Origin of the sequence: Lentzea sp. CC55 (genome assembly GCF_021056325.1) — a bacterium.
Taxonomy (GTDB): Bacteria; Actinomycetota; Actinomycetes; order Mycobacteriales; family Pseudonocardiaceae; genus Lentzea; species Lentzea jiangxiensis.
Genome location: NZ_JAJCXE010000054.1, coordinates 230465 through 251237 on the forward strand (window position 1 = coordinate 230465; position 20773 = coordinate 251237).

Below are 20773 nucleotides of genomic sequence, written 5' to 3' on the forward strand. Positions count from 1 at the left end.
CAGATCGATGGTTGCGTCAATCGATCCGGGTCGATAGAGTCTGCCGTGTTGATTTGAGATCCATCGATACAAGGGGTGTGCGGTGAGCGAGTTCCCAGTCGTCGTGGTGGGTGCCGGGCCTGCGGGTTTGTCCGCGGCGGCGAACCTGGTCGAACGGGGCGAGCAGGTGCTCGTGCTGGAGGCGGGCGATCGCGCCGGTGCAGCCGTGTCGCAGTGGAACTACGTTCGGCTGTTCTCGCAGTGGAGCGAACTCGTCGACCCGGCGGCCGAGCGGCTGCTGAAGCAGGCCGGCTGGGTGCGTCCGGACGGAGACGGCTACCCGACCGGCGGGGAGTGGGTGGAGAGCTACCTGCGACCGCTCGCCGAGGTCCTGGGTGACCGGGTGCGGTTCGGTGCGCGTGTGGTGGGCGTGGCACGGCGTGGACGGGACCGCATCGTGGATGCCGGACGTGAGGACGAGCCGCTGACCGTGCACGTGCGGACTGCCGAGGGCGAGGAGCGGATCACGGCGCGCGCTGTGATCGACGCTTCCGGCACGTGGGGCTCACCGAACCCGCTGGGCGGCGACGGGCTTCCCGCGGTGGGGGAGCAGGGCGCTGCCGAGAAGATCACCTACCGCGTACCCGACGTGGTGGCCGAGCGCGCCAGGTATGCGGGCAAGCGGATCGCGGTCGCGGGCAGTGGGCACTCCGCTCTCACCGCGCTGGTCGTGCTGGCAGAGCTCGCGGAGCAGGAGCCCGGCACGAAGATCGTGTGGCTGCTGCGTCGCGGTGCCGTCGGCAACGCCTTCGGCGGAGGCGACGCTGATCAGCTGCCTGCGCGCGGTGCGTTGGGTCTGCGGGCGAAGAAGGCTGTCGAGGCCGGGTACGTCGAGACCGCCACGGGGTTCCGCACCGCGGCGGTCGAACGCGTGGCGGACGGCAGCCTCACGCTGGAGTCGTTCGACGGTCACCGGGTCGAGGGCGTCGACGAGGTCGTGGTGCTGACCGGCTTCCGGCCTGACCTGTCGTGGCTGTCGGAGGTCCGGCTCGACCTGGACCCGGTGCTGCAGGCGCCGACGAAGCTAGCGCCGCTCATCGACCCCAACGTGCACTCGTGCGGCACCGTCTACCCGCACGGTGAAGCCGAGCTGCGCCATCCCGAGCCGAACGTCTACCTGGTCGGCATGAAGAGCTACGGACGGGCGCCGACGTTCCTGTCGTTGACGGGGTACGAGCAGTCGAGGTCTGTCGTGGCCGCGATCGCCGGCGACCACGAGGCGGCCGGGCGCGTCGAACTGGTGCTGCCCGAGACCGGGGTGTGCGGTGGCGCCGGGGTGTTCGACGCGCCCGGGGAGCAGAAGAACGAGGGTGGGTGCTGCGGTGCACCGGAAACGGTTGAGGTGACGATCGGTCTCGCGCCCAGCGCGCACTGACACGACGGCGCAGCCCGGCACCGATGCCGGGCTGCGCCGCGTGTTGATCGTGCTGTGCACCACCGAGATCATCAGCTCGGGGATCCACTGCCACGCGTTCCCCGTGCTGCTGCCGACGATCAGCTCGCAGACCGGGTGGTCGCAGGCGGTGATCACCGCGGGCTTCCCGGCGAGTCAGATCGTGGCGAGGCGGGTCGGCGTACCGGTGGGCAAGCTGCTCGACCGCCACGGTCCTCGCGCCGTCATGACCACCGGCTCGGTCGTCGCGGTGCCGGCGCTGACGGCGCTCACGTTGGTGGCGGGCCTGGCCAGCACGGTGTTCGCACCGTTGACCGCCGCCTCGCGGTCACGACGATTCCGCTGCACCTGTTCGGGCCGCGGTCACCGTGACCGGAGATCGAGCACGAGGCGGAGCACCATCCATCCGCCGTGGCGAGAAGCAGGCCGTTCATCGTCTTGACGGTCGCGATGAGCCTGGCGGCATTCAGCGTCTACGTGGTCGTGGTCAACCTCGTGCCACTGCTGACCGAACGCGGGATGCCGACATCAGCGGCCGCGATGGGCCCTGGGCCTCGGTGGGGTGGGCCAGGTACTCGGGCGGCTCGGTTGTGCCAGGCTGACCGCGAGGACGTCGGTGCGTGCGCGGACGGCACTGCTCCTGCTGGCGAGCGCAGTGGTGACGACGTTGCTGGGCGTGATCCCAGGCCCGGCCTTGCTGCTCATCGCCGGTTCAGTGCTCGCAGGCGTCGCACGCGGGATCTTCACGCTCGTACGGACAATGGCGATCACCGACCGCTGGGGCACTATCCACTACGGACAGCTGAGCGGACTGCTCGCCGTGCCGGTGGTGCTCACCGCGGCGATCGCGCCGTACGCAGCCTCAAGGTCAGGGCAGGCATGCCGCGACCTTGAGACCACCCATGTGCCACGCCGTGGTCAGGCGGCCTCCAGGACGAAGAACATGAAGCTCAGGAAGGCCCCGGAGGGGAAACTCGCCATCTCGTCGGGAAAGAGTTCGTGCGCTTCCGGCGCCGGAGGCGGCTCGCTGATGACGGCGGTGCGGAAGCCTGCTGCGGTGAAGGCATCGGTCATCGCGTGCAGCGGCCGATGCCAGTAGGTGAGCACGGCCTTCTGGCCGTTGAAGTCGTACTCGTCGGACCACTTGGTGGTCGCGAAGTAGTCAGTCTCGCGATGCACCATCTTGAGGAGGATGGGGTGGTTGACGACCACGATCAGCCGGCCACCGGGCTTCAGCACCCGCCGCAGCTCAGCCAGAGGTGCGGTCCAGTCCTCCAGGTAGTGCAGCACCAAAGCGGCGACGACGTCGTCGAACGCGGCGTCGGGGTACGGCAGCGGGTCCGTTATGTCGGCGACCCGCAGGTCCACGTCGTCGCCGAGCCGCTGCCGGGCCAGCTCCACCATCTTGGCGCTGCGGTCGAAGCCGCTCACGACGGCTCCCCGATCACGTAGCGCCACGGACACAGGACCAGCACCGCAGCCGGCGTCGAGAATTCGTCGACCGGCCACGTCGCCGGCCAGGTCCACGATCGCGGGCCGGACGTAGTAGGCGTTGAGGAGGCTGGTCTCGTTCTCGGCCGTGTACGCCTCGGCGAAGCCGTCGTAGTCGTTCTCCACGGCCACATCGGCGATGACGGCAGAGCTCTCGGGAATGGCAGGCATGTTTCCCACACTGCCCAGTGATCAATCAGGGCGCCAGGAGATCATCTGCCTCGCCAATCGCCGCTTGGAGCAGACCTGCTGGCCGCCACCGAGCCAGCCCAGCGTTCACTTCCACATGGAGCGCACCTTCGGCGGGCCGTCCCACCACAAGCCCGACCAGCGCGGGATCGACTCGACCCCTGGACGAGCCCAGCAGTTCGCCGCCAACCGCAGCACGGTGAGGATCTGCACCACCGCAAACTCCAGCTTGATGAGACAGCTGCTCTGCTGCCTGCCCCGCCGACAAGTTGGAGCGGACAGGACATTTCACGGTGTTCTGACTGCTGGCGTGCCCTTCCTCAGCAGCAATAGGTCGTGATCTGGGGTTGCCTGCTCGTCGTGTGGCGAGCAGGCAACCCCAGCTCCGGGTTGGCTACGCGGCGAGCGGGTGGTGCTCACCGTGCGCCGCCTCCGCTTGGGCCCGTCCTCAAAGCTGGTTCAACATGTGGCGTTCGTGACGCAGCTTGGTGGGTACCGCTGAGTAGTAGTCGGCGGTGTCGAGTCGGCCGACTGCTGTCGAGTAGCCAGTTCCGTCTCGCTGATCAAGCTGGGACCATCTACTACGGCTCCAGCCGAAGAAGGCTTGCCGGCCCGACGGGTACCCGCCGATGTTCCGCGCTCGCGAAGGCGGATTGCTGGCTGGCCTCAGCAAGATCCTGGCGCATGGGAATGCCCGACCAGCCGGTTCCGGTCGCGCGAATTCATTGACAGGCGTGGCCTCAGGACCGGTCCGGCTAGGGGGTCAGCAGGCGCGGGCCTGCCTTGACCACGCCCAACGTGTCGCCGATCGGCGCGCCATCGGAGTTGCCGTCCTTGGTGCTGCTGAAGGAGGTCTCGGCCCCGACCCAGCCCCGGAAGCCACCGTTGTCGTCGATGACCTGGATCAGCGGCTTGACATGCGAGTTTATCTTGTAGCACGTCTGGCCGGCCTCAGGTTCGTAGCCCAGGCACCGGAACCAGTGCTCGTAGGCATTGCGCCGGTCTCCTGCGAAGGAGGCCAGATAGAAGTTGATCGTCGTGCTCTCCTTGTTCTCGCCCGGCGGGTAGTACGTGCATCCGTCACCCGCCGCCCTCTTCGTGGTTGTGCCGATGCAGCGGGCATCGCGGCACTGCTGGTAGATCGGCAAATTCATGGCGCTCTCGCCGGAGCCGAGCTGTCCCTTCGAGATTCCGGAGTACAGGTAGGAATAGCTCACCTTGTTTTCCGGCCGCATCAGGTCGCTCGCGCTCGCGTGGGCGGAGAAAGTGGCATTGGAACCAAACCCGTACCCGATGGTCGCCGTATATCCGCTACCCGCGCCAGCCCAGTCCAGTTGGACAAGCGTCGGGTCGGGTGAACCGTCGGTGCGGGTCACAGTCTTGACGGTCCACCGTTCTTCCAACGTCGTGCCCACGTTGTTCCACAAGACGGTCAGCGCTGATCCGTTGACCTGGTAGGTGCCATTAATGGATTCCGATGGTCCCGACAGAAACCGTTTCGGTGTCCGCGCGTAGCATTGCGTGGGACCGCAGTCGGCGGCCGCGACCGGCGTGTCGACCCTGATGTCTCGCATGCTGCCCTGGTTCCACCGCCACCATTGCGCGGTCACCGTGCCATTGTCGGGGCGGAAGGTGTACTGGCTGATCCGCAGCCAGTTGTCGGTGCGACCGGCTTGGAAGCCGCCGACCGAGACCACGAAGTTGGTTTTCCCTCCAGGAGCGGGTTGCGCGGCCAGTGGCGCGGCCGAGTTCGCGGTTGCTCCACCCGCTGTCACGGTGGCGCCGAGCAATGCCATCGTGCATATGATAGTAGCTACCCTGCGCCGTATCGAGAGAAATATCGACATGATTACGATCCTTTCAATTGTCGCGCCGAGACGAATTCAGAGGCGTGACAAGTCTTCTTGCTGCTGCCGCTGCTGTCCTGAGTAGTCAATTCGTCGCCGAATTCCGCTTCTGCTGATCTGGCGCGAAAATCACGTTGATTCCCTGGATTGCTCGAACGTCACGTTCACGCCAGCCTGCCCCTTTCGGAGCGAACGTGACGTTAGTACCTCTAGATGGCCCGAGCGTGCTTTTTGCTCCGAACCAAAACTCAAGGCACGAACTTCGGGTGCGGGATACTGCCCAACGGCCAGGTGTGTGTCAGGTCAGCGGCCAAGTGTGTACGGGCGCGTTGGCATGCATCAGTTCCACATAGGACCGGAGCATCGTGCGCAGCGCGTCCGCCCGGTCGAGGTGGATGTGGTCGTAGTGGCGGTGGAACTCCCGCGCCTGCCACGTGGCACCATTGATTCCCGACAGGCAGCGCTGCTCGATGACGCCGAGTATCCGGTCGCGTTCCGCCGAGCCGACACCCAGCGGATCAGCCTCTCGTGTGCGAGCGGCAGCAACCGGCCCAGCACCAATTCCACGTCCGGCACCGTGCCAACACGGGCCAGTACATCTGGGCGTCCAGCCCGTTGCGTGAGGCCGCGTGGAAGTTCTCCTCCGCCGCCTGGAAACTCACCTGCGACCACAGTGGACGCTCGTCCTCCGCCAGCGCCCGGACGAGACCGAAGCACAGCGCGGCGTTGGCCATCGTGTCCACGATGGTGGGCCCGGCGGGCAGCACGCGGTTCTCCACCCGCAGGTGCGGTCGGGTCGCGCCCCACGTCGTGGACCGGCTGGTTCCAGCGGTAGATGGTGCCGTTGTGCAGCTTGAGCTCGCTGAGACCGGGCGTGTCACCCTGGTCCAGCATCGCGAGCGGGTCTTCGTCGTCGCAGATCGGCAGCAACGCGGGGAAGTGCCGGACGGTCTTTTCGAACGAGGTGATGCCGCCGTTCGCGATCGCGCGTGGTGCGACGTTGATCTCGATGTTCCACTGGCCGAGCTCGGTCACGAAGTCCGGGTCGTCGATGACGTCGAGCGCCTCACGGTTCTTCATCGCCGGGTCGGCGTTGGAGTCGATGAGGTTGATCTCGATCTCGAGACCTGTCATCGGCCTTTCGAAGTCGAACCTCGCCTCACGCAGCATCCGAGCGAACACGTCGAGGCATCTGCGCACCTTGGTGCGGTATTTCGTGCGGTCCTCGCGCGTGAACTCGTGCTTCGCGACGTCCTCGCCCATGATGGCCTCCCGCCGGTCGACTGTTCACCCCACCGCTGTGCACCATGGTTGATCAATCCGACACCCGTGTACCGCGTCGCGGGACGGCGGGCCGCCCTGGGAAAGGCGGCCCGCCGTCCCACGGGACTCATGCAGCGATGCTCCAGCGATTAGCTGCGTCGCAGTCCTTCAGGCCGACGCCCTCAGGGCTTCCTCCGGGACCATCCATGCAGAGACCGAGCTGTGCGTTCCTGAACTTCCTCGGCGAGCCGGGGGTCGTCGTCCAGGTGGTCCTGGGGTCCGAGCACTCGCCGGTGAAGGTGTACAGGGTGCCGCCCCCGCTTCGAGCGCCGCCCAAGCACAGGTTGGTGGCCACGTTCCTGAACTTGCCCGAGGTGTAGTTGTCCCACCGCTGGTTAAGCCCGCCGTTGCACTTGAGCGTGTAGACCTTGCCGAGGTGGTCGGAGTCCAGGCAGGCGCGCGTGCTCGCGTGCAGGATCCTCATCTCCGTAGAGGCGCTGACGCCGTCCTGTGCCGCCGTGGCCGAGGCCGGTGCGATCGCCATCGCGCCCGCCACCGCGAGCGCCATCCCCGCGCCAGCGATTCGGCGCAGCATTCCCTTGAATTCCATGTGGTGTCTCCCCTCTCTCAGAATCGCGGATTTCTGCGATCTGAGAGGGAAGTTATGGAGCCGTTCTACACGGCGCCTACATGGCTGCCACACCAACATGTCCGGTTTTGGCACCCCTTCAGCCGTGTCCGCACGGTGGTGGCGCTGCTACGCTCCGATGCCATCGGCTGGTCCAAGTGGGGGAGCCTTGGTTACTACAGCGATGTTCGCGGTCCTGGGGCCGCTACGCGTCATGAACAACGGACGGCGGCTGCCGCAGTCCGGTCAACGTCAGCGGGCGTTGCTGGCCGCGCTGCTGGTCAGGGCGCGGCAGCCGGTCGGGCTGCCCGGCATCGTCGACGCGCTCTGGGCGGAGCGGCCGCCCGCGTCGGCGGTCGCGAACGTGCACACGTACGTGAGCCGGTTGCGGCGCGATCTGGCCGGCATCGGCCTGCCGGACCGGCTTGTCACCGACAGTGGTGGCTACCGGTTGCACGTCGAGCCGGACGAGCTCGACAGCGCACTCTTCCTGGGATCCGCCGAAGAAGCGCGGGCGGCACTGGCGTCGGGTGACGCCGTGAAAGCGGTAGCGGTCTGGGAAGAGGCGTGGTCCTGGTGGCGGGGCTCCCCGTTGGAGGGCGTGCCGCGGTGCGGGTGGCTGGAGGGCGAGGTGGTGCGGCTGGAGGAGATGGCCACTACCGCTCGCGAGGACTTCGCGGACGCGCGGCTGGCGGCCGGCCAATTCGGCATCGCCATCACGGAGCTGACCGCGCTGGTGCGGGAACAGCCGTTGCGGGAAGGGCTGTGGCGGCGGCTGATGCTGGCGCAGCACCGGGTGGGGCGGCGAGCCGAGGCGCTGGGAACCTACCGCTCGCTGCGCGGCATGCTCGTCGAGGAGCTCGGGGTCGAGCCGTGCGGAGAGATCCAGGAGCTGCACCAGGAGATCCTGCGCGGCGCGCCGTCCGAGAGTCACGTGCGGCCGATGCAGCTGCCGCCCGGTGCGGAGAACTTCACCGGACGTGAAGCCGAACGAGCCGAGCTCCGCCGGTTGCTCACCGACCAGCCGCGACCGGTGGTCGCGATCACCGGCAAGGGCGGCGTCGGCAAGACGACGCTGGCCGTCCGGGTGGCCAACGACCTCGGTGACCACTTCGGTGGCGGGCAGCTCTACGTGCGGCTGGGCGGAGCCCGGTCTCCGCGCGATCCGGTGACGGTGCTGGCCGAGCTGCTCATCGCGTTCGGTGTGCATCCACACGCGGTGCCGGAGGATCCGGAGGCCCGCGCCGCCCTCTACCGCTCGCAGCTGGCCGCACGGCAGGTGCTGATCGTGCTCGACGACGCGGCGAACATGGCGCAGGTCCGCCCGCTGCTGCCGGGAACCGCAGGGTCCGCGGTGCTGATCACCAGTCGCGTGCAGCTGCTCGAAGCGCACACCGTGCACCTCGACGTGCTCGACGCCGCGGATGCCGTGCGGCTGTTGGCGTCGATCGCCGGGCGGTCACGCCTGACCGCGGAGCCGGACGCGGCAGCGGCGGTCGCGCGTTACTGCGGCAACCTCCCGCTGGCACTGCGCATCGCCGGTTCCCGGCTGGCCCGCCGGACACATTGGACGGTCGGCAGGCTCGCGGAACGGCTGGCGGACGAGGGAACTCGGCTCAACGAGCTGCGCATCGACGACCTCGAAGCGCGCGCCAGCCTGGCGCTGAGCTACGAGGCTCTCCAGACCGAGCAGCAGCGGGCGTTCCGGCTGCTGAGCCTGCTCGACGTGCCGGACTTCCCCGGCTGGGTGGCCGGCCCGCTGCTGGACGTCGCCGTGCCGGACGGCGAGGAGATCGTCGACGGCCTGGCCGACGTGCACCTGTTCGAACCCGCCGGTCAGGGGCGCTATCGCTTCCACGACCTGCTGCGGGTGTTCGGCCGGGAACGGGCCAGCGAACAGGACACGGCCGCCGAACAAGCCGATGCGCTCAGGCGGGCCTTCACGGCGTGGCTCGACCTGGCCGTGCGGGCCGAGGCCGGCCTGCCGAGCCGCTTTCTGAAGGTGCGGCTGGAGGTCGAGCGGGCACGGCTGGACGACGCCACCACCGCCAGGCTCCTCGCCGATCCGCTGGAGTTCCTGGAGAGCGAGCGGGACGCGCTGGTCGCGGTCGTCGAGCAGGCTCTGTCGCTGGAGATGACCACGCTGGGGGCCGACACGGCCTGCGTGCTGACGGCCCTGTTCGACCTGCGCAGCCACTACGACCTGTGGCGGCGCACCCACGAGCTCGCGCTGGCTGCGGCGACCGAGGCGCGCCACAAGGCGATGCTGCATCAGGGGCTCGGCGCGCTGGCGTTCTACCGCGACCGCTTCGCCGAGGCGGAGGGCCACTTCGCGCAGGCGCAACGGATCTTCGCCGAGATCGGTGAGATCCACGGGCATGCCTACGCGAACCTCGGCCTCGGCACCGTGCAGATGTTCTGCTCCAACCATGACGACGCGGCGATTCTGCTGGTCAGGGCCAAGGCGTCCTTCCAGCGCAGCGCCGATGCGTACGGTGAGGCGTTCGCGCTGCAGGCGCTCGGCGTCGTCCGGCGCAACCAAGACCGGCTCGACGAAGCGGCGACGCTCCTCGGCCAGGCGCTGGACTCCTTCAGCGCGCTGCACTTCACATACGGACAGGCGTGCGCGTTGTTCAGTCTCGGCATGTACCACAGCGCCCAAGGTGATCTGAAGTCGACCGAACGCGTGCTGATGGAGTCCGCCGAGCTCTTCCGGTCGGCATCCTGTCCACGTGACGAGGCGCTGGCGCTGCACGTGCTCGCCGCGACCCACGCGAAGGAAGGCGACGCGGGCCGGGCGTTCGCGCTGATGTCGCGTTCGCTCGAGGCCTTCTCCCCGGCCGACGAGAGCCCCTCGCACGCGGCCATGCTGTACAGCCTCGGGTGGGTGGCACACCGCGACCAGCGGCCTGGCGACGCCGCCGACTACTTCGGCCGGGCGTTGCGCCTCTACGAGAAACTCGCCATGCCGATGCCACAGGACAAGGTCAGAACGGCACTGCGCAGTCTCGAACTCAGCGTCCCTGACCACTGATGGCGCTGACCAGGTGCCGTTGCAGCAGCCCGAACACAAGCAGGCACGGCACGGCGGTCACGGTGGCGGCAGCCATCAGCTCGGCGATGCCGATGTGCCCGGAGTCCATTGTGGATAGACCGACGGTCAGCGTCCACATCCGTTCGGACCGGGTGACCACCAGCGGCCAGAGAAAGTCGTTCCAATGCCACAGGAACACGAACGCCGCGAGGGTGGCGAGCACCGGACGGCACAACGGCAGCACGACGTGCCAGTACATGCGCCAGTCTCCGGCCCCGTCGACCCGGACGGCGTCGAACACGTCGTCCGGCAGCGCCCGGATGAACTGCCGCAGCAGCAGGACGGCCTGGGCGTTGGCCAGCGACGGCACGATCAGGCCCCAGTAGCCGTCCACCCAGCCGAGTGCCGCGACCAGCAGCAGCAACGGCAGGAACACGGCGTGGAACGGCACCATCAGCGTCCCGAGCATCGACCACAGCAGCACATCCCGGCCGGGGAAGCGTTTGCGGGCGAAGACGTACGCGGCCATCGATGCCGACAGCAGCACCGCGACCACTGATACAGCCGCGTAGACGAACGTGTTGGTCGTCCACCGCAGAAAGTCCTCCGCCGCGAGCACACGCGCGAAGTTCGCGAGTGTGAGCGACCCCGGCAGCCGGTGCGGGATCGTCGGGGAGCCGGGCGGCGAGAGAGCGACCAGCAGCATCAGCAGGAATGGGGCGACGGCCAGCAATGCCACCAACGCCAGCAGCACCGTGGGCAGCACCTGCCGGGAACGCATCAGCGGCTCCGATCGAGAACACCGCGCTGGGTGAGCGACACCAGCATGACGACGGCCAAGAGCACGATGCCCGCCGCCGCGGCATGGCCGAAGTCCAGGTGCTTGAAGCCGTAGTCGTACACCGCGTACGCCAGCGTGTAGCTGGACCGCGTCGGGCCGCCGCCGGTCATCACGTAGACGATGTCGAAGACCTGGAAGGCGCCGATCGTCTCGATCACCACGACGAAGAACAGGGCCGGACGCAGAAAAGGCAGCAGTATCAGGCGAAAACGCTGCCACGAGTTCGCGCCGTCCGCCTTCGCCGCGTCCAGGCAGTCGGGCGGCACGTTCTGGATGCCGGCGAACAGGATCAGCATCGAGTAGCCGAAGCCCTTCCACACGCTCACCACGGCGAGCGCGGGCAGCACCAGCGACGGGTTGCCGAGGACTCCCAACGGTTCGTACAGCCACTGCCACACGACCCCGGCGAGTACCAGGCTGGTGACGTACGGCGTGAGCAAAGCGGTGCGGAACACACCGCGTGCCCAGCGCACCCGGTTGAGCAGCAAGGCGGTTCCCAGCGCGACAGCCACCGTCAGCGGCACGCAGATCACGACATAGCCGAGCGTGGTGCGCAGGCTGGTCAGGAAGATCCTGTCTTGTGCGAGGTCCCGGTAGTTCGCCATGCCGACGAACTGCCAGTCGCCGCCGATGTGGAACTCGGTCAGGCTCAGACCGACGGCGCCCAACATGGGCAGGAAACGGAACACGCCGAACAACACCAGCGAGGGCAGCAGGAACAGCAGGATCGTGACGGATTTGCGCATCAGTTGCCGCCGAGTATCCCGTCGACTTCGACAGCCGCCTCGGCGAGCGCCTGCTCAGGTGTCTTCTCGCCGAGCAGCGCGGCCTGGATGTGGGGCGCGAGCAGGCTCATCGTCTTGCGGGCCTGCGGATGCGTGTCACCGGCGAAGGCGAATGGCAGTGCCTCGGTGAAGCTCCTGTCCACCTCGTCCGTGGGGGTCGCCGGATCTGACCACGGTGGGAAGAAGCCCGACCGCGCACAGAGCTCTTCGACCACCTCCGGCGAGCTCAGGTAGGTGAGCAGCTGTTTCGCCGCGCTCGGTGCCGTGCGTGACAACGACAACGCGCCCGGCGTGCCGAACGTGGCTCGCGTCTTGTGCTGCAAAGGCAGGCCGATGGCGGTGTTCTCCCTGCCGATCGCGGCGATGACGTTCCTGGCCTCCGCGTCGGTCGCCGCATGGGCCATCGCCGCACGCCCGGTTGCGACCGGGTAGTCCTTGAGGCTGCTCCGCCTGGTGGTGGCGTCGCGCGGTAGCCCGTTCATCGACTTGAGGTCGACCAGGAACCTCAGTGCCGCAACGCCTTCCGGTGACGAGAAGGCGCTTCTCTCGCCATCCGGGCTGAACACGCTGCCGCCCGCCTGCCACAGCAGCGGGTAGAAGGTGAGGTTGAGCGTCTCCTCGGTGGAGCCGGAGTAGTCGAGCACCGGGACGCCGCGCGCCGCGAGCCTGGGCGCCGCCGCCTTGATCTCGTCCCACGTCCGCGGCAGCTCGGTGATGCCCGCCTCCGCGAACACCTTGCGGTTGTAGACGGTTGTCGTGACCGTCTGGTATATCGGTACGCCATACGCCTGACCCTGCATGGTCAACGCGGTGACCGCCGACGGCCGGAACTTGCGTTCGCCGCGCTGCGACCCATCGACGGGTTGCAGCGCGTGCTGGGCGACGTACTGGGGAATCATGTCCGGTTGCAGCAGCACGACGTCCGGCCCGCTGCCGGACATCAGTGCGGCGCCGAGCTTCTCCTGCCGGCCCGCCCACGGCTGGAGCTCGACCCGCAGATCCACGCCGTTGCGCGCCTCGAACCCGGCCTCGACCTTTTCCCAGAACTCCCTGCTCTTGACAGGGTCCGATATCACCGGGTACATCCACAGGGTCACCGTGTTGCCGGTCGCGGTCATCCCGCACGCCACGAGCAAGGACGTTGCCAGAGAGCATGTCAAGGCCGCAAAAAGAACTCTTCTCATGCCGCGACCTCGTCGATGCCGAAGAGCTTCGCCGCGTTGCGCCACATCACGTGCTCGTACTCACTTTCAGTCATCTTCGCGGCCGCGACCACACCCAGCGCGATAGCCGGATCGACGAGCGTGCTGTCCGTGCCGAACAACATCTGCTCGACCGGCACCCGGTCGAGCGCGTACCGGAACCTGTCGCGATCGGTGATCGAGCAGCACGGCTCGAGATAGAGCCGGTCACTGCGGCACGCCGCCTCGACCGCCGTCCGCCACGCCGGGCCGCCCATGTGCCCGGCTATCACCCGCAGTTCCTCGTGCTGCTCCAGCACGTCCACCAGACCGAGCACGCTGTCGTCCCACGTGTGGATCAGCACCGGCAGCTTCGCCCGCGCCGCCAGCCCCAGTGCGTCCCGGACCGGCTTCGACATCAGCGAATGCCCCGGATAGGTCGTGTGAACCTTGATGCCCGCGAACCGCCCGCCCGGCAGGTGTCGCGCCAGCTCGTTCTCGGCCTCGGCGAGCTCGTTGGGGTTGACCACCAGGTAGCCGAGCAGTCGCGGTTGCTCGGCCAGCCGCTGCGCCATCCACCTGTTGCCGCTCACCATGTCGTAGGTGACCGCCTCCGAGGCCGAGACGATCTGCCGGTCGATGCCGTAGCGGTCCATCAACGCGAGGTTGAGCTCGACCGCACCCACCTCCGTGGCGAAGAACCACGGCCCGGCGTGCGCGTGCACGTCGATGATCACTTTTCATCCTCCAGGTCCGCTGTCTCCAGCCATCGGCTCGCGGTGCCACCGGCCGCCTGCTGCCATTCCTCGTCGTTCAGCGCCGCCATGCGCAGTCGCATTGCCGACGGCATGACATCGTGCAGTGGAGCCCGCGAACCGTACGCGAGATGGTGCGCGCCGACCTCGCCCGCGACCCGCTCGATGGAGTCGGGACCGACCAGCGAGCGGGTGGAGGCCACGAACCCCGGCTCGCGGCGAGCGAGGATCACGAAGTCGGCCACCCGGTACGCGTGCACGTCCAGGAAACAGACCCGTGCACCGCTGAACGGCCGCCAGAACTGGCTGACGTCCCCACTCGTGAGCAGCACCAGCCCGTGTGCGACCGCGACGTCGATGACGTGCTGAAGGCCGGGGGAGTCCGGCTCGACCCCCTGCTCGACCGGAAAGAGCCTCAGCAGCCGCACCCCGGTCTCCGCCAGCCGTCCGATCTCGGTCTCCGCCGTCAACGCGTCCCGGATGTCGACGGTGCCGACCGGGACCAGCCCGGGGTCCTGTTCCGAGGCCTTGCGCATCTCGTCGTTGCCGGAGCACGCGTCGAACAAGGCGCCACGCAGTGAGCAGATCAGCCCGGTGCGGATCCCGTGCCGCTGAAGCTGGTCTGTCACCGCGTCGAGCGACGCGTCGACATCGCGGCTGGGGATCGCGCCGAACAGCACGTCCGCGTCGAGGTCGATTTTCTGCCGTTCGACCGGCACCGGTGGGAGAGGTGGCCTGAACATGACCACCAGTGTGCTGATCGTCCCTACACACGCCCTACACGGCCGGGACGGCGATCGAGGTGATCAGGATGTCGCCCGGCACCAGCCACCGGCCGCTGAACCCCGCGATCGGTGTGCCCGGCAACAGGATGCGTGAGTGGAAGATGCCGTCGGGGCTGAGCGTGATGTCCGCGTCCTCGAACCCCAGCCACCGCCGCGTCACGCGTTACCAGGCCAGCCGCCGAGAACGAGCTACTGACGTTCAGGCGAACACGCTGGTGGAGCTGGGTGAGGCCTGCCTGGCCGCCGGCCACACCGATGAGGCGGCTCAGGCGCTGACCCGTGCCCGCACGCTGATGCACCGGTACGGCGACCCGGTCAGGGAGAACAGGCCGCGGGGCAGGAGGCGGACGTCCGGTCTGTCATGGTCCGCCCCGACCCGTCCTACCAGCAGTCGGCGTTCGAGGGCTGGGGCACGAGCCTGGTGTGGTTCGCCAACATCACCGGCGGCCACCGGGACGAAATCCGCAACCACCTGGCCGACCTGCTCTTCGGCGAGGACGGGCTGCGGCTCGACATCGCCCGCTACAACATCGGCGGCGGGAACGCGCCGGACGTCCGCAAGTACTACATGAAGGTCGGCGCGACGATGGAGGGCTTTTGGCGCGCGCCGGATCCCACCACCCGCGAGGACGTGGACTGGTGGGATCCGGACAACCCGGAGCACTGGGACTGGGACGCCGACGCGAACCAGCGGTGGCGGATCGACCGGATCAAGGACAGGGGCGACACCTGGGAGGCGTTCAGCAACTCGCCGCCGTGGTTCCAGACGGTCAGCGGGTACGTGTCGGGCGGGTTCGACCCCAGCGCCGACCAGATCCGCGCCGACCGGGTGGACGACTTCGCCAGACCCTGACAACCGTTCGACCGCACGAACCCCTTCTCCGCTCAGGGGGACGTTGCGCGGGGTCCTCCGATTCCGACGTCGAGGTAATCCTTGAACTGCACGGTGACCGCGTGCGCGTCCGACGGCCAATTCGGCACCGCGATCGTGCGCGACCCGCCACCGGTGCCGCGCGCCGTCTGGGTGACCCGGATCGTGCCCTCCGGCCGCGTCGGCAGGTAGGCGTCCACGCCCGTCAGGAACGGCAGCGCGGCGAACGGCGGCAGCGCGGCACCCGGCGTCGAGGCCAGGTCGCAGTTGTCGTCGAACGCGAACGCGGCGATCACCTGGCGCAGCCGCGGCGAGACGTCGGCGGTGAGGACGTTGACCCCGTTGAGCTCCAGCCGGTCGCTGTCGGGCTGGTCGGACCACCACTCGCGGTTGCGGATGACGGTGAGCGCGCTGTGCGTCGGACACCGGTCGATGTGGTCGGTGATGCCGCCGGGACGCGACACCTGCAACCGCACGAACCGGTCGCTGCGCTCGAACGGCTCGAAGTAGAAGTGGTGCGGCACCTGACCCTCGCGCAGCACCACCAGCTCGTGGTGCGCGCGGCCGTTGACGGGCAGCGGACCGAACGAGCCGTCCGCGCCGGTCCGGGCGCTGTGCCGCGGTTCGCCGCGACGCGCGCCGGTGAGCGGGTCGAGCTCCCACACCTGGAGCAGTCCGGCCAGCCCCTCGTTCTGCGGGTAGTACGTCGCCCGGCCCGCGATCCGGACCAGGCCGGGCGGTTCGGGCAGCACCCGGGTCGTCAACGCGGGCCGACCGCGCAGGAACCGGTGCATGTGGGCGAAACCGTCGGCCGACGTGGTGGTCTCGGTGTGGCCCAGCGTCGTCAGATGGACGTTGGTCGCGCCGCCGATGGACCCGTTGGGCTGCAGGCTGCCCCACAGCGCCAACGTCGGCACGCCGCCCGGCGGTGCGGCGCTCGAGCGCCCATCGACGTTGACGTACTTGCGCACCGACGCGGCCCGTTCCGGCGACGACAGGTAGCTGTGCATGACCGTCGTGCCGCGCGAGTGCGCGATCACATCCACCTTGGCCGCCCGCGTTCGGGCGCGGACGGCGGCGATGAACGCTTCGAGGTCGGCGACGGCGCGGTCGTTGGTCGGGATGCTCGTGTCGTACTCGTAAGCGTGCAGCAGCGCGTCCGGGTAGCCGTTGCCGGAGAACCGCTTGGCGTTGGACTGCCACTGCTGCGCCGACCCCTGCTGGCCGTGCACGAAGACGATCGGGGTGAGCGGTTCGGCGCCGGCGGGCACGGCCGCGACCGTGGACGCGAGGGCCACGACGAGCGCGAGCAACGGGATCTTCATCGCCGACCTCCGACGGCCAGGGCGTCGGCGAGGTTCTGCCGCGCGTCGGCCGGCAGCAGGTAGCCCGCGTGCACGTTGGCGACGTCGGCGGTCACCACCTGGTGCAGGTAGTCCCCGCGGTGCGGGTAGAGCCGGGCCAACGTCGCCGCGTCGAACGGCACGTGCGTGCCGAACAGGCGGCAGAACGTCTCACCGGTGTTGTCGCCGGTGTTCAGCGCCCTGGGTGCGGTCACCTGCGACAACCGGATGCCGCCCAGCGCGAGGCCCAGCGCGTCGCGCTTCTTGGTGACGCCGTCCGGTTCGAACTCCAACGGGCGCGCGGTCGGCGGCGGCGTGCCCCGTTCGACCCACCGGCGCAGGTGGTCGTAGGCCGCGGCGGTGACGTGGTGCATCGGCACCCGGCTGAACGGCGGCCGGTCGCAGTCGTACTGCGGTGCGCCGCCGAGGTCGCGTTCGGAGATCGGCACGCGGTAGGCCTGGCCCTCGTAGCCGGAGTGGGCCGCGCCAGCGACCTCCCAGCGGCGGAACCGGTCGGTGTCGGCGGGACGGGTCGCGCTGCGCACGTCGGTCTCCGACTGCACCTGGAAGACGGGTTCCGCGCCGGCCCGCGTCGGCGCCGTGCCGACGACGAAGCCGTAACCGTCGAACACCGGCTGCTGCTGCGGCAGGACCCGGTCGTACAGCACGGTCATCCGGGCCGCCGACTGCGAGGCGCCGATGGCCAGCACGGTCCGGGGCCGCAGGCCGCCCGTGACCGCACCCGACTCGACGGCGCGGCCGGCCTGGGTGAACACGTCGTAGGACAGCTCGTCGGCGGTGAACCGACCGCCGCCGGTCACGTCCAGCCCGCCGTAGCGCGCGGGGCTCCACGCGCGGAGCTGGTCCACCCCGACCCGTTGCGCCGACACACCGACCCAGGCGTAGCCCGCGCGGACGACGGACTCGGCGTTCCACAACGCGTCCAGGTCGTACCCGGCGGTGACGTTCTGCCACTCGACCAGGGCGGTTCCGTTGAAGTCGCGAGCGTGCGCGGGCCGCCGCACGACGACCCGGGTCACGTACGGCACACCGGTGGCGACCTTCGTGCCGTTGCCGGCCCAGCCGTCGGCCGCGCCGGAGACGTGGAATTCCTGCTCGACGTAACCGGCGGCGGCGAGGTCGTCGGGCGTGGAGAAGAACGGGTAGGTGTCCTCGATCCGGTCGGCCAGCCGGTCACCCGGCACGGTCCCGGGCAACGGGCCGACGACCCGCGGCGCCGGACCGGCGGGCGCGGAGGCGGAGGCGGGGACGGACGTCGGGACCAGCAGGCCGAGCACGGCCGCGACCAGACCGAGGCGACGCCAGGGGAAAGGGGACATACCGGCTCCCACAGCGATGGGGGATGGGTGCGGAACCGACCGTAGCCAGGCCCGGACGACCGGCACCAGAACGCGGCGCCATCGTGAGACCGCCGTCGCAGCACGCTGCGGTGGTCGGGTCAGCGGTGCTGCAGCAGCACCGTGCGGGCGGCGGTTTCGGCCAGGGCCGGGTCGAGCGGCGCGCCGCTGAGCAGTTCGGCGTAGAGGGCGGACTCCACGATCCGCACGTACAGGAACGCGACCTGGTCCAGGGCCGCCGCCGACCACGGCCCGCCGTCCACTTCGAGCAGAATCTCCTTCTGCGCCGACACCGCTCGCCGGTGCACCCCGCCGGCGGTGTTGAACAGCACCCGGATGGCCGTGTCGGGCTCGCTGCGCAGGAACGCCCGGAACGGGCCGGCCGCGCGCAGGTCGGCCACGAACCGCCGGGTGACCTCCAGGACGCCCTCGACGCCGACGTTCGTGCGCTCCTGCCGGGCACGGACCAGCAGCCGGTCCGCGAGCACCCACAGCACGTCGGCGAGCAGCCCGTCGCGGCTGTGCACGACCCGGTAGAGCGTCGCCCGGCTGATGGCCAGGCTCGCCGCCAGCGCGTCCATCTCGACCCGGCCGTGCCGCAGGAAGAACCGGCACGCGCCGCGCAGCACCTGGTCCTGGCTCACCACCCGCCGGGCGCCGATCGACCCCACTCGCAGCCCTCGCCTCCGCCGGCCCGCCCGTCCGGCCACCCGCATCATCGTCGTCCTGCGGGTCTGCCCGCGAGACCCGGACCGGTGCCGCCGGGGTGTGCGTCACGTCACTTCCCGAGTGCCGGGCGAGGCCCAGGTGCGCGGTGGCGGCGCCGTGGCGATCGAACCGGTGCGGTGGCCGGAGCCTGGGGGCAAGCTGATGGCCATGAATCGTGAGCACGACGTCGTCGTCTACGGCGCCACTGGGTTCGTTGGGGCGCTGACTGCCGCATACCTGGCCCGGCACGCCCCCGAGGGCGTGCGGATCGCGCTGGCCGGGCGGTCCGCGGACAAGCTCGCCGCCACCAGGGCCGGGCTGCCCGCGGCGGCGCGGGAGTGGCCGCTGGTCGTCGCCGACTCGGGGGACCCGGTCGCGCTGGCGGCGCTGGCCGCGTCGACGCGGGTGCTCGCGACCACCGTCGGCCCGTACGCGCGTTATGGGCTCCCGGTCGTCGAGGCGTGCGCACGGGCCGGCACGCACTATGCGGATCTGACCGGCGAGGTGCTGTTCGTCCGCGCCGCGATCGACGCTGTGCACGAAGTGGCCCTGGAGTCCGGAGCCCGGATCGTGCACGCCTGCGGCTACGACTCGATTCCGTCCGACCTGGGCATTTTGTTGCTGCACGAGCGGGCCGTGGCCGACGGCGCGGGTCCGCTCACCGACGTGCGGTTGGTGGCTACGGTCCGCGGCGGTTTCAGTGGTGGCACGATCGACTCGCTGCGGGCGCAGATCGAGGCCTACGAGAGCAATCCCGGCCTGCGCCGCGTCGCCGCCGATCCGCACGCGCTCAGCCCCGACCGCGCAGCCGAGCCGACGCCCGCCCAGCCCCGTGACGCGGGGATGCCCTCCCGCGCCGCCGACGGAACGTGGCAGGCGCCGTTCGTCATGGCCCCGTTCAACACCCGCATCGTGCGGCGCAGCAACGCCCTGCTCGATTGGGCCTACGGGCCGGAGCTGCGCTACGGCGAGGTAATGGGCGCAGGGCAGGGCGTCACCGGAGCGCTCATGGCGGCCGGTATCACCGGTGGGCTGGTCGGGCTGGTCGGCGCGATGTCGGTCAAGCCCGTCCGCGGCCTGCTCGACCGGGTGCTGCCCGCACCCGGTACCGGGCCCAGCGAACAGGCTCGCGCGAAAGGCTGGTTCCGTTCGGTGCTGCACGCCACCACCAGCTCGGGGCGCCGCTACCGGGCCACCGTCGCCGGACCAGGCGATCCCGGCTACGCCGCCACGGCCGTCATGCTCGGGCAGAGCGCCCTCTGCCTGGCCCTCGACGACCTCCCGCAGCGGTCCGGCTCGCTCACGCCTGCGACGGCCATGGGCCGGCCTCTGATCGATCGTCTGCGGCTCGCCGGCCACACCTACGACATCACGACCGCCTGACCCACGCCGCCGTAGGGGTTGAATGCTTCTTGCGGCCTCGGAAGCGTGTCCTAGTCGTGGCACTGAAGCCTCGGACGGATGGCTCTCGGTGTCGATGCATCACGCGGGCTTGAAAGAAGTTGATCCAGGCGAGCACGTCGAGCCTGGGTTGAGCGGCCCGTGTGGGAGAACTCCGGACTGGAGCAGAGGCCGGCGCCCACCTCGCACGGCGCAGGCGAGCTCACCGCCGACATGGGCCGGCTGCAATCTGGAAGGGCTCAGGTGGCTGGCGTTGGTGAGCGTCTTCATGCGAGCGCCCCCAGCTCACGGCGGACGACAAGTCCGAATGGACTCGAAGACTTCGCCCGTGGAGACGGTGGCCGGCCGGTACCGGGCAGTCATCGGCGGTGCAGGCCGGTGTCCGCTGAGTGGAACGTTCACCCACGTGATCGCGAGGTGGGCGGTGTACTCCGCGTCGTCGCGGCACGCCGTTCCTCGGAGGCATCATGGGCTTCACCTTCACCAAGGTCGTCGTCGGCGATCTCGACGCTCAGTGCGGGTTCTACGGCGCCGTGCTGGGGCTGAAAGCCGTGCATCGGATGACGAACGGCGAGGGTGCGGAGAAGCACGAGCAGGTCGTCCTGCGCGGCGATGGCGAAGGGCCATCGCTGGTGCTGGTCGCCTACTCCTCCCGCGAGGTGCCTGTGCCGGGTGAGGCGGTGCTCGGGTTCGAGGTCGCCGACGTGGATGTCACGGTGCATGGCGCCGTGGCGGCGGGCGGGTCCGTGCGGGTCGCTCCGAAGTCGGCGGGTGGCAGGCGGGTGGCCGTGGTCTCGGACCCGGAGGGACATGCCGTCGAGTTGATGCAAATGCCGTGACCGCAACGGGAACAAGCCACAG

At 69.3% G+C, this 20773-nt stretch carries 19 protein-coding genes and 1 pseudogene; 6 read left to right on the top strand and 14 right to left on the bottom strand.

Annotated elements, in window-relative coordinates; all coding sequences use genetic code 11:
• The first annotated feature begins 82 nt into the window (after positions 1–82).
• The gene (locus L6E10_RS33830; RefSeq protein WP_236224211.1) at positions 83–1414 is read left to right on the top strand and encodes an FAD-dependent oxidoreductase; all 1332 of its coding nucleotides are present in this window, start codon (positions 83–85) and stop codon (positions 1412–1414) included.
• Positions 1415–1454: 40 nt separating this feature from the next.
• Positions 1455–1874 (top strand): hypothetical protein, encoded by a 420-nt coding sequence (locus tag L6E10_RS33835; protein ID WP_236224212.1) that lies wholly within the window; start codon positions 1455–1457, stop codon positions 1872–1874.
• Between the two features lie 476 nt (positions 1875–2350).
• Here the strand turns inward: L6E10_RS33835 and L6E10_RS33840 are convergent, their stop codons facing one another.
• The 5 genes and pseudogenes from L6E10_RS33840 to L6E10_RS33855 form a co-directional block, all read right to left on the bottom strand.
• Complete coding sequence (locus L6E10_RS33840) at positions 2351–3094, bottom strand: class I SAM-dependent methyltransferase (RefSeq protein WP_236224213.1); 744 nt, start codon at positions 3092–3094, stop codon at positions 2351–2353.
• 105 nt (positions 3095–3199) lie between these two features.
• Positions 3200–3328 carry a hypothetical protein gene (locus L6E10_RS40505; RefSeq protein WP_275677252.1) on the bottom strand — a complete coding sequence of 43 codons (129 nt, stop codon included), beginning with the start codon at positions 3326–3328 and terminating at the stop codon, positions 3200–3202.
• Between the two features lie 539 nt (positions 3329–3867).
• A complete protein-coding gene (locus tag L6E10_RS33845) occupies positions 3868–4908 on the bottom strand; it encodes a hypothetical protein (RefSeq protein WP_236224214.1) in 1041 nt (346 codons plus the stop codon).
• 349 nt (positions 4909–5257) lie between these two features.
• A pseudogene (locus tag L6E10_RS33850) lies at positions 5258–6222 on the bottom strand (hypothetical protein).
• A 127-nt stretch (positions 6223–6349) separates the two neighbouring features.
• Positions 6350–6832 carry a ricin-type beta-trefoil lectin domain protein gene (locus L6E10_RS33855; RefSeq protein WP_236224215.1) on the bottom strand — a complete coding sequence of 161 codons (483 nt, stop codon included), beginning with the start codon at positions 6830–6832 and terminating at the stop codon, positions 6350–6352.
• 232 nt (positions 6833–7064) lie between these two features.
• On the opposite strand from L6E10_RS33855, the gene L6E10_RS33860 reads away from it, so the two are divergent.
• A complete protein-coding gene (locus tag L6E10_RS33860; RefSeq protein WP_236224216.1) occupies positions 7065–9884 on the top strand; it encodes an AfsR/SARP family transcriptional regulator in 2820 nt (939 codons plus the stop codon).
• Here the strand turns inward: L6E10_RS33860 and L6E10_RS33865 are convergent.
• The 6 genes from L6E10_RS33865 to L6E10_RS33890 are packed head-to-tail and all read right to left on the bottom strand — an operon-like array spanning position 9865 to position 14391.
• The gene (locus L6E10_RS33865) at positions 9865–10665 is read right to left on the bottom strand and encodes a carbohydrate ABC transporter permease (RefSeq protein WP_236224217.1); all 801 of its coding nucleotides are present in this window, start codon (positions 10663–10665) and stop codon (positions 9865–9867) included. The genes L6E10_RS33860 and L6E10_RS33865 overlap by 20 nt on opposite strands.
• Entirely contained in the window at positions 10665–11471 is an 807-nt protein-coding gene (locus tag L6E10_RS33870) for a carbohydrate ABC transporter permease (protein ID WP_236224218.1), read from the bottom strand. Before L6E10_RS33870 ends, L6E10_RS33865 begins: the two co-directional genes overlap by 1 nt.
• Complete coding sequence (locus L6E10_RS33875) at positions 11471–12739, bottom strand: extracellular solute-binding protein (protein WP_236224219.1); 1269 nt, start codon at positions 12737–12739, stop codon at positions 11471–11473. The genes L6E10_RS33870 and L6E10_RS33875 overlap by 1 nt, the downstream gene beginning before the upstream one ends.
• Positions 12691–13428, bottom strand: coding sequence for an amidohydrolase family protein (locus L6E10_RS33880; RefSeq protein WP_236224220.1), 738 nt, complete (start codon positions 13426–13428; stop codon positions 12691–12693). The genes L6E10_RS33875 and L6E10_RS33880 overlap by 49 nt, the downstream gene beginning before the upstream one ends.
• A complete protein-coding gene (locus L6E10_RS33885) occupies positions 13425–14189 on the bottom strand; it encodes a hypothetical protein (RefSeq protein ID WP_236224221.1) in 765 nt (254 codons plus the stop codon). The genes L6E10_RS33880 and L6E10_RS33885 overlap by 4 nt, the downstream gene beginning before the upstream one ends.
• Before the next feature lie 34 nt (positions 14190–14223).
• Positions 14224–14391, bottom strand: coding sequence for a hypothetical protein (locus L6E10_RS33890; RefSeq protein ID WP_236224222.1), 168 nt, complete (start codon positions 14389–14391; stop codon positions 14224–14226).
• Positions 14392–14592: 201 nt separating this feature from the next.
• On the opposite strand from L6E10_RS33890, the gene L6E10_RS33895 reads away from it, so the two are divergent.
• Positions 14593–15084, top strand: a complete 492-nt coding sequence (locus tag L6E10_RS33895) for a glycoside hydrolase (RefSeq protein WP_236224223.1) — start codon at positions 14593–14595, stop codon at positions 15082–15084.
• 32 nt (positions 15085–15116) lie between these two features.
• On the opposite strand, the gene L6E10_RS33900 is transcribed toward L6E10_RS33895, so the two are convergent.
• From L6E10_RS33900 to L6E10_RS33910, 3 genes are all read right to left on the bottom strand, one after another.
• The gene (locus L6E10_RS33900) at positions 15117–16427 is read right to left on the bottom strand and encodes an alpha/beta hydrolase (protein WP_236224224.1); all 1311 of its coding nucleotides are present in this window, start codon (positions 16425–16427) and stop codon (positions 15117–15119) included.
• Positions 16424–17785 carry an alpha/beta hydrolase domain-containing protein gene (locus L6E10_RS33905; RefSeq protein ID WP_236224225.1) on the bottom strand — a complete coding sequence of 454 codons (1362 nt, stop codon included), beginning with the start codon at positions 17783–17785 and terminating at the stop codon, positions 16424–16426. The genes L6E10_RS33900 and L6E10_RS33905 overlap by 4 nt, the downstream gene beginning before the upstream one ends.
• A gap of 119 nt (positions 17786–17904) precedes the next feature.
• Positions 17905–18474 carry a QsdR family transcriptional regulator gene (locus L6E10_RS33910; protein WP_236224226.1) on the bottom strand — a complete coding sequence of 190 codons (570 nt, stop codon included), beginning with the start codon at positions 18472–18474 and terminating at the stop codon, positions 17905–17907.
• A gap of 205 nt (positions 18475–18679) precedes the next feature.
• Here L6E10_RS33910 and L6E10_RS33915 point away from each other — a divergent pair, with 205 nt between their 5' ends.
• Entirely contained in the window at positions 18680–19894 is a 1215-nt protein-coding gene (locus L6E10_RS33915; RefSeq protein ID WP_236224227.1) for a trans-acting enoyl reductase family protein, read from the top strand.
• Positions 19895–20379: 485 nt separating this feature from the next.
• The gene (locus L6E10_RS33920; RefSeq protein ID WP_236224228.1) at positions 20380–20751 is read left to right on the top strand and encodes a VOC family protein; all 372 of its coding nucleotides are present in this window, start codon (positions 20380–20382) and stop codon (positions 20749–20751) included.
• Positions 20752–20773 lie beyond the last annotated feature (22 nt).